13 protein-coding genes are annotated in these 13,579 nt (G+C 73.5%); 7 read left to right on the top strand and 6 right to left on the bottom strand.

The window, feature by feature from the left end; all coding sequences use genetic code 11:
- Nucleotides 1–154 precede the first annotated feature (154 nt).
- A complete protein-coding gene (locus tag DQE82_RS25520; RefSeq protein ID WP_113974422.1) occupies nucleotides 155–895 on the top strand; it encodes a hypothetical protein in 741 nt (246 codons plus the stop codon).
- Entirely contained in the window at nucleotides 892–1,701 is an 810-nt protein-coding gene (locus DQE82_RS25515; protein WP_113974420.1) for an SDR family oxidoreductase, read from the top strand. The genes DQE82_RS25520 and DQE82_RS25515 overlap by 4 nt, the downstream gene beginning before the upstream one ends.
- A gap of 10 nt (nucleotides 1,702–1,711) precedes the next feature.
- Here the strand turns inward: DQE82_RS25515 and DQE82_RS25510 are convergent, their stop codons facing one another.
- Genes DQE82_RS25510 through DQE82_RS25495 form a run of 4 tightly spaced genes read right to left on the bottom strand, consistent with a single transcriptional unit; the run spans nucleotide 1,712 to nucleotide 5,147 of the window.
- Nucleotides 1,712–2,479 (bottom strand): SDR family oxidoreductase, encoded by a 768-nt coding sequence (locus DQE82_RS25510; RefSeq protein ID WP_158560011.1) that lies wholly within the window; start codon nucleotides 2,477–2,479, stop codon nucleotides 1,712–1,714.
- Entirely contained in the window at nucleotides 2,472–3,065 is a 594-nt protein-coding gene (locus DQE82_RS25505; protein ID WP_158560010.1) for a nuclear transport factor 2 family protein, read from the bottom strand. Before DQE82_RS25505 ends, DQE82_RS25510 begins: the two co-directional genes overlap by 8 nt.
- Nucleotides 3,058–3,879: an SDR family NAD(P)-dependent oxidoreductase gene (locus DQE82_RS25500; RefSeq protein WP_199496107.1), complete on the bottom strand. Its 822-nt coding sequence runs from the start codon at nucleotides 3,877–3,879 to the stop codon at nucleotides 3,058–3,060. Before DQE82_RS25500 ends, DQE82_RS25505 begins: the two co-directional genes overlap by 8 nt.
- Before the next feature lie 35 nt (nucleotides 3,880–3,914).
- Nucleotides 3,915–5,147, bottom strand: a complete 1,233-nt coding sequence (locus DQE82_RS25495) for an MFS transporter (protein WP_083297141.1) — start codon at nucleotides 5,145–5,147, stop codon at nucleotides 3,915–3,917.
- A gap of 121 nt (nucleotides 5,148–5,268) precedes the next feature.
- On the opposite strand from DQE82_RS25495, the gene DQE82_RS25490 reads away from it, so the two are divergent.
- Genes DQE82_RS25490 through DQE82_RS25480 form a run of 3 tightly spaced genes read left to right on the top strand, consistent with a single transcriptional unit; the run spans nucleotide 5,269 to nucleotide 8,399 of the window.
- Nucleotides 5,269–6,126 (top strand): SDR family oxidoreductase, encoded by an 858-nt coding sequence (locus DQE82_RS25490; RefSeq protein ID WP_233514780.1) that lies wholly within the window; start codon nucleotides 5,269–5,271, stop codon nucleotides 6,124–6,126.
- Between the two features lies 1 nt (nucleotide 6,127).
- Nucleotides 6,128–7,288, top strand: a complete 1,161-nt coding sequence (locus DQE82_RS25485) for an acyl-CoA dehydrogenase family protein (protein ID WP_069090076.1) — start codon at nucleotides 6,128–6,130, stop codon at nucleotides 7,286–7,288.
- A gap of 10 nt (nucleotides 7,289–7,298) precedes the next feature.
- On the top strand, nucleotides 7,299–8,399 hold the full coding sequence (locus tag DQE82_RS25480) for an acyl-CoA dehydrogenase family protein (RefSeq protein ID WP_113974410.1): 1,101 nt from the start codon (nucleotides 7,299–7,301) through the stop codon (nucleotides 8,397–8,399).
- A gap of 85 nt (nucleotides 8,400–8,484) precedes the next feature.
- Here the strand turns inward: DQE82_RS25480 and DQE82_RS25475 are convergent, their stop codons facing one another.
- Together DQE82_RS25475 and DQE82_RS25470 are read right to left on the bottom strand one after the other, a co-directional pair.
- Entirely contained in the window at nucleotides 8,485–9,291 is an 807-nt protein-coding gene (locus DQE82_RS25475; protein ID WP_069090078.1) for an SDR family oxidoreductase, read from the bottom strand.
- Nucleotides 9,291–10,442 (bottom strand): acetyl-CoA C-acetyltransferase, encoded by a 1,152-nt coding sequence (locus DQE82_RS25470; RefSeq protein ID WP_064446337.1) that lies wholly within the window; start codon nucleotides 10,440–10,442, stop codon nucleotides 9,291–9,293. Before DQE82_RS25470 ends, DQE82_RS25475 begins: the two co-directional genes overlap by 1 nt.
- Nucleotides 10,443–10,581: 139 nt before the next feature.
- Between DQE82_RS25470 and DQE82_RS25465 the strand changes: the two genes are divergently transcribed.
- Nucleotides 10,582–12,186 carry a FadD3 family acyl-CoA ligase gene (locus DQE82_RS25465; RefSeq protein WP_223201424.1) on the top strand — a complete coding sequence of 535 codons (1,605 nt, stop codon included), beginning with the start codon at nucleotides 10,582–10,584 and terminating at the stop codon, nucleotides 12,184–12,186.
- A 131-nt stretch (nucleotides 12,187–12,317) separates the two neighbouring features.
- Nucleotides 12,318–13,538 carry an acetyl-CoA C-acetyltransferase gene (locus DQE82_RS25460; RefSeq protein WP_064446335.1) on the top strand — a complete coding sequence of 407 codons (1,221 nt, stop codon included), beginning with the start codon at nucleotides 12,318–12,320 and terminating at the stop codon, nucleotides 13,536–13,538.
- The last annotated feature ends 41 nt before the right edge of the window (nucleotides 13,539–13,579 follow it).

The following is a 13,579-nucleotide window of genomic DNA, read 5'->3' as shown; positions in this document are numbered from 1 at the left end:
CGCTGCCCTAGGGTCAAGGCTCGAAACACCGGCCGCGCCCCGGCGGCGACACCGGACCGATCGTGCGTCACCAGCGCCCCGACCCGCGAAGAGGGCCGAGATGCTCCCCAGCACCCCAGCGACAGCCACCCGAGCCTTCTTCTCGTTTCCGAAGGTGACCGACCCCGCCCGCCATCGCGACTACAACGCCTGGCATCAGCTCGACCACCGCCCCGAAAATCTCGCCCTGCCCGGGGTCGTGCACGGCGACCGCTGGGTGCGTACGCCCGCGTGCGAGCGGCTCGGCAGCTACCCCGATCCTGCCCTCGCCGGCAGCCAGTACATGGCGATGTACTGGTTCGCCGAGCCGGCCGCGGACGCGGTCGCCGAGTGGACGGACCTCGGCGACCGGGCGATCCACCAGGGCCGGCGTCCGGAGCTGGCCTGGACCGAACGGCCGATGACCCGGATGTTCCGGCCCGTCCAGGGCCACGTCGCCCCCCGGGCCCTGGTCACCCTCGCCGCGCTGCCGTTCCGGCCCCACCGCGGCGTGTACGTCGAGGTGAGCCGGGTCGAGACGTCCCAGCGCCCGGACGTGGCCGACCTGTCCCGGTTCGAGCACGAGACCCAGGTGCCCGACCTGCTCGCGCGCGACGGAGTCGCGGGCGTGTGGACCTTCCGCAGCACCCCGAGCCGCAGCCGCCCCGACGGACCCGTCGTGCGGATCCGGCTCACCTACCTCGAAGCCGACCCGGTCGAGTTCGCGCGGGCCCTGGCCGCGGACCCGCCGGCGGCCCCGCCCACGGCGCTCGCCGGCACGGCCACCCCGCTGTTCACCGGGCCCCTGGCCACCATCACACCCTGGCAGTGGGACTGGTTCGACGAGCCCGCCACGGCGACGGACCGCGTGGCATGAGCGAGGCCACCGCCGGACTGTTCGAGCGCTACGGCCCCTGGGCCCTGGTCGTCGGCGGTTCCGAGGGGGTCGGCGCCGCGTTCGCCGAGCAGCTGGCCCGGGCCGGCCTGGGCATCGTGCTCGTCGCCCGCAAGCCCGCGCCGCTCGGCGAGACCGCCGACCGGGTCCGGGCGCACGGGGTCCCGTGCCGCGTGCTCGCCCTGGACCTGCTCGACGCGGACGCGACCGCCCGGATCGTCGAGGCCGTCGCCGACCTCGACCTCGGCCTGCTCGTCCTCAACGCGGGCGCGAACACCTACCGCAGCCGCTTCGTCGAGGCGGACCTCGCCCGGGTCCGGGCCGTCATCGATCTCAACGTGACCCGCCCGCTCGAACTCTGCCGGGAGCTCGGCGCCCGGCTCGCCGCACGCGGCCGCGGCGGCATCCTCGTCGTCGGCTCCTCGGCCGGCTACCTCGGCCACGCCGACATCGGCGTCTACGCCGCCGCCAAGGCCTTCACCCGGATCTTCACCGAGGGCCTCTGGCTCGAGCTGCGGCAGGTCGGTGTCGACGCGCTGCACCTGGTGCTCGGGCTCACTGCCACCCCCGCCATGGAGCGCGCCGGCCTCGACCTGACCGGCGCGGCCGACCCGGCCGACGTCGCCGCCGAGGGGCTGGCGGCCCTGGGCGCCGGCCCGGTGCACGTGGTGCGCCAGCAGGCCGAGGTCGCCGCGCGGCGCTCCGGACCGGACCGGGCCGCCCTCGTCGCCGGCAACCACGGCGGGATGCGGGCGATGCTCGGCGGCCCGGGCACCGACCCGAGCTGACCGGCCGCGTTCACTGCGTGACGGTCCACCCGCCGTCGACGACGAGCACCGCCCCGTTGACGTACGAGGCCAGCGGCGAGAGCAGGAAGAGGATCGGCCAGGCGATCTCGTCCGGTGTGGCCATCCGGTGGCTCGGCACCCGGGCCAGCACGGACTGCCCTGTCGGGGACTCGGCGAAGCCCCGCAACCTCGGGGTGTCCACCATGCCGGGTGCGACCGCGTTGGCCCGTACGACGTCGGCCCGGCGCGCGGCCAGGTGCCGGGTGTAGCCGACGATCGCTGCCTTCGCCGCGCTGTACCAGTCGGAGGCGGTGCCCACGACGGTGCCGGCGACCGAGGCGGTGTTCACGAGGGTCGCCCCGGGCGGGGCCTGTTCGAGCCAGGCCCGGGCCACCGACCGTACGCTGCCGACACACAGCCGTACGGCGTGGTCGAAGTCGAGTTCGGTCGCCGAGGACGGGCCGGCGTTGTTGACGAGGTGGCGCACCGGCCCGTACGCCGAGCGGGTCCCGGACAGGGCCGCGCGCACGGCCGCCTCGTCGGCGACGTCGACCACGTGCGGGTCGACCACCCCGCCCGTCGCGCGGACGGCGGCGCTCACCGCCGCGAGTGCGGCGGCGTCGAGGTCCCAGGCGGACACCACGAGTCCCTGGGCGGCGGCTGCTGCCGCGGTCGCCGCGCCGATCCCGCTGCCGGCCCCGGTCACGACGACGACGTCGCCCGTACGGAAGCCGAGCCGCGGCGCGCCGGCGCCGACCCCCGGCCGCGGGTCACCCACAGGGGCGCCCGGGCTCGCCGGCCGGGTCCGGCCCGGCCTCCGCAGCCGGGCCGCCGGGCGGCCACGGGCTGCTGATCGGGTCGGAGGCGTCGCGGGCTCCCCGCAGTGCCGCTTCGGGGATCGGCCACTGGCCGGCGAGGTCGTCGACCCGCTGCCACTCCGAGACGGTGCGGCGTTCCTGCACGCGCCACTCGCCCGCGCGCCGGGTGACCAGGTCGACGTAGCGGAACCCGCTGATGATGTTGCCGCGTGGCGGTTCGGACGTGCTGCGCTGGAACGCGATGCCGTACGTCTCGGCCCGGGCGCGGTCCGGGTCGGCCGGGTCGAGTTCGACCAGGATGTTCGTCAGGTAGTGCATCGTCATGGTGCGCCGCGCCACGAGCGCGAAGACCGTGTCCAGCATCGTGTCCCGGTCGGCGGTGGTCCCGCCGAGGGTGATCCGGGCGTCCGGGTGGAAGGCGCTCGCGGCCAGGTCCCGGTCCATCCGGTCGATCCCGCGTGCATAGCGCAGCAGGGCCCGTTCGACGGCCCGCTCGGCGAGCAGCGCGTCCAGCTCGACCGGGAGGGACCGCGACGGCTCAGACACCGAAGCCTCCGTCGACGTCGAGCTTCTGCCCGGAGATGAAGCCGGCCCGGTCGCTGGCCAGGAAGCAGGCGGCCTCGGCGATGTCGAGGGCACTGCCGAACCGCCGCAGTGGAGTCGAGGACCGGGCGACGGCCAGGGCGCGCTCGTCGAGGTCCCCCGAGGAGATCAGCCGCTCGGCCATCCCGTCGGTGAGCATGCCCGGCCCGACGCAGTTGAACCGGATGCCGAAGCGGCCCTCCTCGTTGGCGAAGGCCCGTACGAGCGCCTCGACCGCCGCCTTCGGCGCGGCGGACAGGCCGTCCCGGGCGGGATAGCGCGTCGTCGCCGCGGTCGTGATCGCCACCACGTTGCCACGGCTCTGCCGCAGGGCCGGGAGACAGGCCGAGACCAGCGTGAAGAAGGCGGTCGTGTCGTTTGCGACCTGCGTGGCGAACTGCTCGGGACGCACTGTGGACAGGTGCCGCATGGGCACGTGCGGCCCGGCCGCGTGCACGACCGTGTGCAGCGGCCCGCGGCTTCCGGTGAGCTGCGCCACGAGCGCGGCGGTGGCCTCGGCGTCGGTGAGATCGAGGTGGTGCGCCGAGTGCATGCCGGACGCGACGGACGGCAGTTCGTCGAGCACCTGCCGGGCGGCGTCGGCGTCGCTGCGGTAGGTGATCGCCACCGCCGACCCTCGGCGCGCCAGCTCGCGGGCGATGACCCGGCCGAGGCCGCCGGTGCCGCCGGTGACGAGCGCGACGCCGGCGCGGTGGACGAAGTCGGCGGGCACGGGCAGTGCCGCCGTGGGCGCGGTCGGGGAGGACTGGTCGGTCACGACAACTCCTGAGGAGGTGGGAGGGCCGGGGGAGGTCAGGTCGCGGGGAGGGGGTCGGCGCGTCCGCGACGCAACCACAGGAGCACGGTGGCGGCCGTGGCCAGGCATGCGGCGGCGTACAGCAGGAACGCGGTCGTGGAGCCGAGCCACGTGCTCAGCCCGCCGAGCAGGAGGGCGCCGAACGGCATGCCACCCCAGCCGAGGAAGTAGAGGCTCATCACCCGGCCGCGCTGCGCGTCGTCGACGACCTTCTGGACCACCGTCTGCAGGGTCACCATGGCGCCGATGCTGAACGTGCCGCACAGCAGCGCGGCCGCCGCGAGCACGGGCACCGTCGTGGCGGCGCCGAGCAGGGCGTTGCTCAGGCCGAGCAGAACGAGGGTGACAGCGGCGTGCCACACGGTGGCGATGCGCTCGGACAGACGGGCCACGACGAGGATGCCGAGGAGCGAGCCCAGCCCGGTCAGCGCCACGAGCACGGGGAAGACCGGGTCCGGGTTGTCAGTGGTCGCGGCCGCCCGGACGGGGAGCTGGGTGGTGAAGGCGCACCCGAAGAACGCGTTCACCGCGACGATGACGAGGCAGAGCGCGGCCGGTGGACGCTCGCGGGCGTGCCGGATCCCCGCGCGTACCTGGGTGGCCAGGCTCTCCCGGGCCACCCGGACGGCCGGCGGGATGCGCCGGGTGCGGACCGCTACCGCGGCGGCGGCCGCGGCGAGAGTGAGCGTCGCGTACATCACGAACGTGCCCAGCGGTCCCCAGGCCACGAGGATCAGCCCGGCGACCGCGGGGCCGATCGAGCGGGCGAGGTTGAGCCCGGCCGCCTGGATCGGGACGGCATGGCCGAGCGCCTCGGCCGGGACGGTGTTTGCCACGAGGGCCTGGGTCACGGGGGACAGGAAGCTGATTCCGGTGCCGGCGAGGAAGGCGAGCCCGAGCATCACGGGCAGGGCGACGATACTGGCCGCGATCGTCGCCGCGCAGACCCCGGCCAGGACGGTGGTCGCCAGGAGCACGCCGATCTGCAGCCGCCGCCGGTCGACCGCGTCGGCCAGCACCCCGGCCGGGATGGAGAAGAGCGTGAACGGCACGAGCAGACAGAAGAAGAGCGCCCCCATCGTCGCCGGGGTGGCGTCGCTCTCGATCAGCACCGACTGAAAGGCGATGTTGCAGCCCCAGTAGCCGGCCTGGGACAACACCAGGGTCAGGAGTACGAAGCGGAAGTCTCGGAATTGCAGGGCCGAGAACATTTTCACGTCTTTCGCCATCCTTCTGTCGTTTCCGGGACCCTACCAAGCGCTTGCTTGCATAGCTAGTGCCGGGTGTGGTTTTCTTCCCGTACCTCGAGTGAAAGGGCGTGCCGTGAGCGGCTTCTGCGCAGGACGAACGGTGATCGTGACCGGTGCCGGACAGGGGCTGGGCCGGGTCCACGCCCTCGAATTCGCCCGGCACGGCGCGAACGTCGTCGTCAACGACATCGACAGCAGCCGGGAGGCGGCCCAGGCCGTCGTCGACGAGATCCGCGCCCTGGGCGGCCGCGCGGTCGTCAGCACCGGCGACGTCAGCGACTGGGCCTACGGTGAGCGCCTCGTGCGCGAGACGGTCGAGACCTTCGGCGGGCTGCACACCCTCGTCAACAACGCCGGCATCAACCGCGACCGGATGCTTGTCAACATGAGCGAGCAGGAGTGGGACCTGGTCCTGCGGGTCGACCTCAAGGGACACTTCGTCCCGATGCGCCACGCCGCCGCCTACTGGCGGGACGAGGCCAAGGCCGGCCGCCCGGTCGCCGCGCGCGTGGTCAACACGTCCTCCGGCGCGGGGCTCATGGGCAGCGTCGGACAGGGCAACTACGGCGCCGCCAAGGCCGGGATCGCCGCGCTGACCCAGATCGCGGCCGCCGAGTGGGCCCGGTACGGCATCGTCGTCAACGCCATCGCCCCCTCGGCCCGTACCCCGATGACCGAGGCCGTCTTCGCCGAGGCGATGGCCGCCCCCGCGACGGGCTTCGACGCGATGGACCCGGCAAACGTCTCCCCGCTCGTGGTCTGGCTCGGCTCCGACGCCGCGCGGGCCGTCACCGGCGCCGTCTTCGAGGTCGCCGGCGGCGAGGTCTCGCTCGCCGACGGCTGGCGCCACGGGCCGGCCGCCGACAAGGGCGGCCGGTGGGAGCCGGAGGAGCTCACCGACGTGGTCGCCGACCTCATCGTCCGCTCCGAGCCGCCGACCCCCGTCTACGGTGCCTGACATGGGTGCGCCGGTGAGCGACGAGCAGTTCCGGGCCGAGATCCGCGGCTGGCTCCAGGAGGCCCTGACCGGGCCGTTCGCCGAGGCCGTCGGCACCGGCGGCGAGGGACGCGAGCACGAGGCGCACGAGCTGCGCCGCGAGTGGGAGCGCCACCTGGGCCGGGCCGGCTGGATCGGCCTCTCCTGGCCCACCGAGTACGGCGGTCGCCCCGCGACCCTCGCCCAGCAGGTCATCTTCCACGAGGAGTACGCCCGCGCCGGCGCACCCGGCCGGCTCGGGCACATGTCCGAGCAACTGCTCGGCCCGACCCTGCTCGCGTTCGGCACGCCGGAGCAGAAGGCCCGCTTCCTGCCCCGCATCACCAGCGGCGAGGACATCTGGTGCCAGGGCTACTCCGAGCCCGGCGCGGGCTCGGACCTCGCCGGAGTGCGCACCCGCGCCGAACGCCGGGGCGACCACTACGTCATCACCGGGCAGAAGGTGTGGACCTCGCTGGCGCACCTGGCCGACTGGTGCTTCGTGCTGTGCCGCACCGATCCCGGCTCGACCCGCCACGCGGGCCTGTCGTACCTGCTGGTGCCGATGAATCAGCCCGGCGTGACGGTGCGCCCGATCACCCAGCTGACCGGCACGAGCGAGTTCAACGAGGTCTTCTTCGACGAGGCCGTCGCCGCCGTCGAGCACCGTGTCGGCGCCGAGGGCGAGGGCTGGAAGGTCGCCATGGGCACGCTGGGCTTCGAGCGGGGCGTGTCCACCCTCGGCCAGCAGATCGGCTTCCGCCGGCGCCTCGACGCCGTCATCGCCCGGGCCCGCTCCAACGGCGCCTGGCAGGAGCCGGCGCTGCGTGACCGCCTCGTGGACGCATACATCGGGCTCGAGGTGATGCGGCACTCGGCGGTGCGGCTGCTCGCGTCCGCCGGTGAGGGGCTGTCCGGTCTGGAGGCGTCGATCTCCAAGCTCCAGTGGGCCACGTGGAACCGCTCGCTGGGTGAGCTCGCGGTCGACGTCGAGGGGGCCGGGGCGCTGCTCACCGGGCCCGGGTACGAGCTGGACGACGCCCAGACCCACTTCCTCTTCAGCCGCGCCAACACGATCTACGGCGGCTCCAACGAGATCCAGCGCAACATCATCGCCGAGCGCCTGCTCGGCCTGCCCCGATGAGGTGAGGACGATGACCGGAACGCCCGAGGACCTCGCCGAGATCCGTGCCTCCGTGGCCGAGGTGCTCGACGGGCAGGCCGACCTGCGCCGAACCCACGAGGTCATGGTCGGGGAGCGGGGCTACGACCCGCTGCTGCACGAGTTGCTCACGGCCGAGCTGGGCCTGCTCGGCCTCGTCGTACCGGAGCACCTCGGCGGCCTCGGCCTGGACGTGCCCGCCGCGACCGCCGTCATCGAGGAGCTCGGGGCCCGGCTCGTGCCGGGCGCGCTCGCGACGAGCCTCACCGCGATCCTCGCCGCCCGCGCCCTCGGCCCGAGCGCCGAGCCCCTGCTGGCACGCGTCGTGGACGAGCAGCTGACCCTGGCCGTCGCGCTCGCCGAGGACGGCGCGGGCTGGGATCTCGGGCAGACCGCCACCCGGGCCACCGGCGCCGGGGACGAGTGGGCGCTGACCGGGACGAAGACCCTCGTCGCCGGGGCCGAAGCCGCCCGGGTCGTTCTCGTCACCGCCCGCAACGAGGGCGGTGAGCTCGGCGTCTACGCGGTGGACCGGGCCGCCGACGGGGTGGACGTGCGGATGCACATGACGCTCGACCAGACCCGTCGGCTGAGCACCGTGCGCCTGCGCGAGGCCGCCGCCACCCGGGTCGACGCCCCCGGCGGCGACGGTGCCCGGGTGCTGCTGGACCACGTACGCGCGATGCTCGCGCTGGAGTCGGCGGCCGCCGCCCGCGCCTGCCTCGACCTCACCGTCGACTACCTCAAGGTGCGGGAGCAGTTCGGCCGCCCGATCGGGTCGTTCCAGGCCCTCAAGCACCGCTGCGCCGACCTCGCCGTCGCGGTCGCCGGGGCGCGGGCCACCGCCGACCACCTCGTCACGACGTTGCGCACCGGGGCCGCCACCCGCTCGCACGACGCGGCGCTGGCCAAGCTCGTGTGCGCCGACACGCTGATGACCGTCGCGGCCGAGGCGATCCAGTTGCACGGCGGCATCGGGTTCACCTTCGAGCACCACGCACACCTGTTCTTCAAGCGCGGCAAGTCGGCCCAGCTGCTGGCCGGCTCTGCGGCGGCGGTCCGCGCCGAGGTGGCGGCGCTCGCCGGCCTCTGAGCGAGGCGCCGCACTCCACGGCAGGCAGGAGCGGAGGGGCCGCACCGAACCGGTGCGGCCCCTCCGCCGTACATGCCCCGCGCGCTCAGCCGAGCGGACCGGCGCCGGGCGGCTGGGCGGCCAGGTGCCGCGACGGGATCTCCCCACCACCGTCGACGACGATCTCCGTGCCGGTGACGTAGGCGGACAGCGGCGAGACGAGCAACAGGCAGGCCGCGGCGATGTCGGCCGGGGTGGCCATCCGCCGCATGGGGATGGTCCGCGCCACGCGGTCCTGCCCCGCCTCGTCGCCGTAGTAGAGATGCGACAGCTCGGTCTGCACGAGACCCACAGTCACCTGGTTGACCCGTACGGCGGGCGCGAAGTCGAGCCCGAGGCACCGGGTCAGCATCGTCAGGCCCGCCTTGGCCGCGGCGTACGCGGCGGTGTCCGGGGCCGGGTTGGCTCCGGCGACCGAGCCGATGTTGATGATCGTCCCGCTGCCCTGACGCTGCATGACCTCGTTGGCCTGCTGGGCGACGTAGAACGGGGCGAGCAGGTTGAGCGTGACGACCGCCGAGACGAAGCGGGGGGACACCGTCGCGGTGTCGGCGCTCGGTGCGCCACCGGCGTTGTTGACCAGGATGTCGAGCCGGCCGAACCGGTCCACCGCCGCGGCGACGAGGGCCTTGGCCTGCTCCGGGTCGCGTACGTCCGACTGGACGAAGACGGGCGTGCGTCCGTCGATCCCGGGCAGTTCCTCGGGCTCGCTGCGGCCGCACACGATCACCCGCGCCCCGGCCCGGAGGAAGGCGCGGGTGATCTCGGCGCCGATGCCACGGGTGCCTCCGGTGACGACGGCGACCTGGCCGGTCAGGTCGACGCCGCCGGGCGTCTCGGGGGAGTGGGTCATCAGAGCCTCTCGATGATCGTGACGTTGGCCTGGCCGCCGCCCTCGCACATCACCTGCAGGCCGTAGCGGCCGCCGGTGCGTTCGAGCTCGTGCAGGAGGGTGGTCATCAGCCGGGCGCCGGTGGCGCCGAGCGGGTGGCCCAGGGCGATCGCGCCGCCGTTGACGTTGACCCGCTCCGGGTCGGCCCCCGTCTCCTGGAGCCAGGCGAGCACGACCGAGGCGAACGCCTCGTTGATCTCGAACAGGTCGATGTCGTCGATCGACATTCCGGTGCGTTCGAGCGCGTGGGCGGTGGCGGGGATCGGGGCGGTGAGCATCAGCACCGGGTCGTCGGCGCGTACCGACAGGTGGTGGATCCGGGCGCGCGGGGTCACGCCGTGCTCGGCCACGGCCTGCTCGCTCATGACGAGCAGGGCGGCCGCGCCGTCGCAGATCTGGCTCGCCACGGCGGCGGTGACCCGGCCGCCGGGGGTCAGCGGGTCGAGGGCGGCCATCTTCTCCAGGCTCGTGTCGGCGCGCGGGCAGGTGTCGGTGTCGACGTCGCCGACGGCGCGGATCTCGCGGCCGAAGCGGCCCTCGGCGATGGCCCGCAGGGCCCGCTCGTGGCTTCGCAGGGCGAAGCGCTCCATGTCCTCCCGGCTGACGCCCCACTTCTCGGCGATCATCTCGGCCGAGCGGAACTGCGAGATCTGCTCGTCGCCGTAGCGCTCGCGCCAGCCGATCGACCCGGAGAAGGGGTCGTCGAAGCCGTACTGCTGACCGGTGAGCATCGCGGCCGAGATGGGGATGGCACTCATGTTCTGCACGCCCCCGGCGACGACGACGTCGTTGACTCCGGCCATGACGGCCTGGGCCGCGAAGTGCACCGCCTGCTGGCTCGAGCCGCACTGCCGGTCCACTGTGACGCCGGGTACGTGCTGCGGGAGGCCGGCGGCGAGCCAGGCGGTGCGGGCGATGTCACCGGCCTGTGGGCCGATGGTGTCGACGCAGCCGAACACGACGTCCTCGACGGCGCCGGGGTCGATCCCCGAGGAACTCATGAGGCTGGTGAGCGCGGCGGCTCCCAGATCGGCGGAGTGGATCTTGGCGAGCGCGCCACCGCGTCGCGTGACGGGGGTGCGGACGGCGTCCACGATGTATGCCTCTGCCACCGGGTTCCCTTCCTTCAGATGCCTCACCGGTCGGTGCCGCCGGCGTCGCTGCCGCTAGTCTAGCAAGCGCTTGGTTGGTAGTCTGTGCTTCGTTTCCGACAAGTGACCGGCTCCGCGTGAGGAGATGTGCGTGAGTGACGTGTTGACCACGATCCCCGCCCTGCTGCGGCAGGCCGCGCAGGACGCCGCCGAGCTGGAGGCCCTCGTCGACGGGGACGTGCGGATGACCTTCGCCGAGCTCGACGCGGCCGTCAACCGGTTCGCGCGGGCCGCTGTCGCGCACGGTCTCGAGCCGGGGGACCGCGTCGTCGTCTGGGCCCCGAACAGCGCCGACTGGGTCGTCAGCGCCCTCGGCGTGCTGGCCGCGGGCGGCGTGCTGTGCCCCGTCAACACCCGCTTCCGTGGTGCGGAGGCACGGTCCGTCATCGCCAAGGTCCGGGCCACGATGGTCGTCCTGGACGACGCCTTCCTGGACACCCACTACCTGGCCGCGCTGCGCGGCGACGGGCCGTCACCGGCGGTCGGCCGCCCCGTGCCACTGCTGCCCTCGGTGCGTACCGTCGTCGACCTGTCCGCCACCGGCCGCGAGCAGACCGATCACGGCGTGTGGTCCCTGGCGGGCTTCACCGCGCTGGCCGACCAGGTCGACCCCGGAGTCGTCGACGAACGGATCGCCGCCCTCGCCCCGGAGGACGTGTCCGACATCCTGTTCACCTCCGGCACCACCGGCTACCCCAAGGGCGCGATGGTCTCGCACGCCTCGAACCTTCGCGTCGACCGGGAGTGGGCCCGACTCGTCGGGCTGCGGCGAGGCGACCGCTATCTCATGGTCAACCCGTTCTTCCACAGCTTCGGCTGGCGGGCCGGCATCCTGGCCTGCCTCCTCACACGCGCCACGATCATCCCGGTCGCCGTGTTCGCCGTCGAGACCGTGCTGCGTCTCATCGAGCAGGAACGGGTCACGGTCTTCCCCGGCGCGCCCACCGTCTACACGTCCCTGCTCGAACACCCCGACCTCGGCAGGTACGACCTCAGCTCGGTACGCCTGGCCGTCACCGGCGCCACGATCGTGCCGGTGCCGCTGCTGCGCCGGATGCGCGAGGAACTCGGCTTCCGCGACGTCATCACCGCCTACGGCCTGACCGAGACGTGCGGCACCGCTACCGTGTGCCCGCCCGACGCCGGCCTCGAACGGATCTCGACCAGCTGCGGGCGGGCGATCCCGGGCACCGAGTTGCGGATCGCCGGTCTCGACGGACAGCCGCTGCCGGCCGGCGAGTCGGGCGAGATCCTCGTGCGCGGCTACAACGTGATGGCGGGCTACTTCGAGGACCCGGACGCCACGGCGCAGGCCATCGACGAGGACGGCTGGCTGCACACCGGTGACGTCGGCTGGGTCGACGAGGACGGCTACCTGCGCATCACCGACCGGATCAAGGACGTCTACATGGTCGGGGGCTTCAACGTCTACCCCGCCGAGGTCGAGCGGGTGCTGTCCGAACATCCCGCCGTCTTCGACGTCGCGGTCGTCGGGGTCCCCGACGCGCGGATGGGCGAGGTCGGCAGCGCCTTCGTGCAGACCGTTCCCGCCTGGACCGGTGACGAGTCGGCGCTCGCCGACGAGCTCGAGGCGTGGTGCCGGGAGCGGCTGGCCAACTTCAAGCGCCCGCGCAGCTTCACCGTCGTTGCGGCGCTGCCACGAACCGCGAGCGGAAAGATCCAGAAGTTCAAGCTCACCGGGTGAGCCCGGCGTTGCGCCTCGTGCGGGCGCACCGGCCCCGGTGCCCTGCTCGCCGGCAGGCCCGACGCCCCGACCAGACCTGACACCGACGGCACCGCCGTCACGGGCGCCAGCCCGAGAACCGGAGGACACCAATGCAGGACGCAGTCATCGTCGCCGCGGCGCGCTCGCCGATCGGCCGGGCCTTCAAGGGGTCGTTGGCCTCGATGCGGGCCGACGACCTGGCCACCCAGATGGTCCAGGCGGCCCTGGCCCAGGTGCCGGCGCTCGACCCGACCCAGATCGACGACCTCATGCTCGGCTGCGCGCAGCCGGCCGGCGAGCAGGGCTGGGGCCTCGCGCGCGTCGTCGCTGTCGAACTCGGGCTCGACCGGGTTCCCGGGACGACGGTGCAGCGGTACTGCGCGTCGAGCCTGCAGACGACCCGGATGGCGCTGCACGCCATCCGCTCCGGTGAGGCCGACGTGCTCGTCTCCGCCGGGGTCGAGGCCGTCTCGCGCTTCGCCGCCGGCAAGTCCGACGGCATGCCGGACACGAAGAACCCGATCTTCGCCGCGGCGGGGGAGCGCACCGCCACCCGCGGACGGGGTGGCGCCGGCCCGTGGACCGACCCACGCGACGCGAATGAACTGCCCGACGTCTACATCGCGATGGGCGAGACCGCGGAGAACGTCGCGAGCCACCGCGGTGTGAGCCGCGCCGAGCAGGACGAGTGGGCCGCCACGAGCCAGCAGCGGGCCCAGGCCGCGATCGAGTCGGGCTTCTTCGCCACCGACATCACGCCGGTGACCCTCGCCGACGGCACCGTCGTGGCCACCGACGACAGCCCTCGCGCCGGAGTGACGGCCGAGTCGCTGTCCGGCCTCAAACCGGCCTTCCGGCCCGACGGTACGGTGACCGCGGGCAACTGCTGCCCGCTCAACGACGGCGCGGCCGCCCTCATCATCATGTCCAGCCGCAAGGCCGCCGAACTCGGCGTCACGCCGCTGGCCCGGATCCTGTCCACCGGTGTCTCGGCGATCTCGCCGGAGATCATGGGTCTCGGCCCGGTCGAGGCGTCGAGGCGGGCCCTCGCCCTGGCCGGGCTCTCGATGGCCGACATCGATCTCGTCGAGCTCAACGAGGCGTTCGCCGCTCAGGTCGTCCCCTCCATCTCGGACCTCAAGGCCAACCCCGAGCAGGTCAACGTGCACGGCGGCGCGATCGCCCTGGGCCACCCGTTCGGTCAGACCGGAGCGCGGATGACGACGACGCTCATCAACGGGCTGCGGGCGCGGGACGGCCAGTTCGGCCTCGAGACCATGTGCACGGCCGGTGGCCAGGGCATGGCGATGGTCATCGAGCGGCTCTCCTAGGCGGGTGGGTCGACGTCCCCGGTCGAACCGGGGACGTCGAC

The organism is Micromonospora sp. LHW51205, from assembly GCF_003315815.1.
In the GTDB taxonomy this organism is placed as follows: domain Bacteria; phylum Actinomycetota; class Actinomycetes; order Mycobacteriales; family Micromonosporaceae; genus Micromonospora; species Micromonospora chalcea.
Note: the sequence above shows the minus strand (reverse complement) of the source record. Positions and strands in the feature narration are given on the sequence as shown.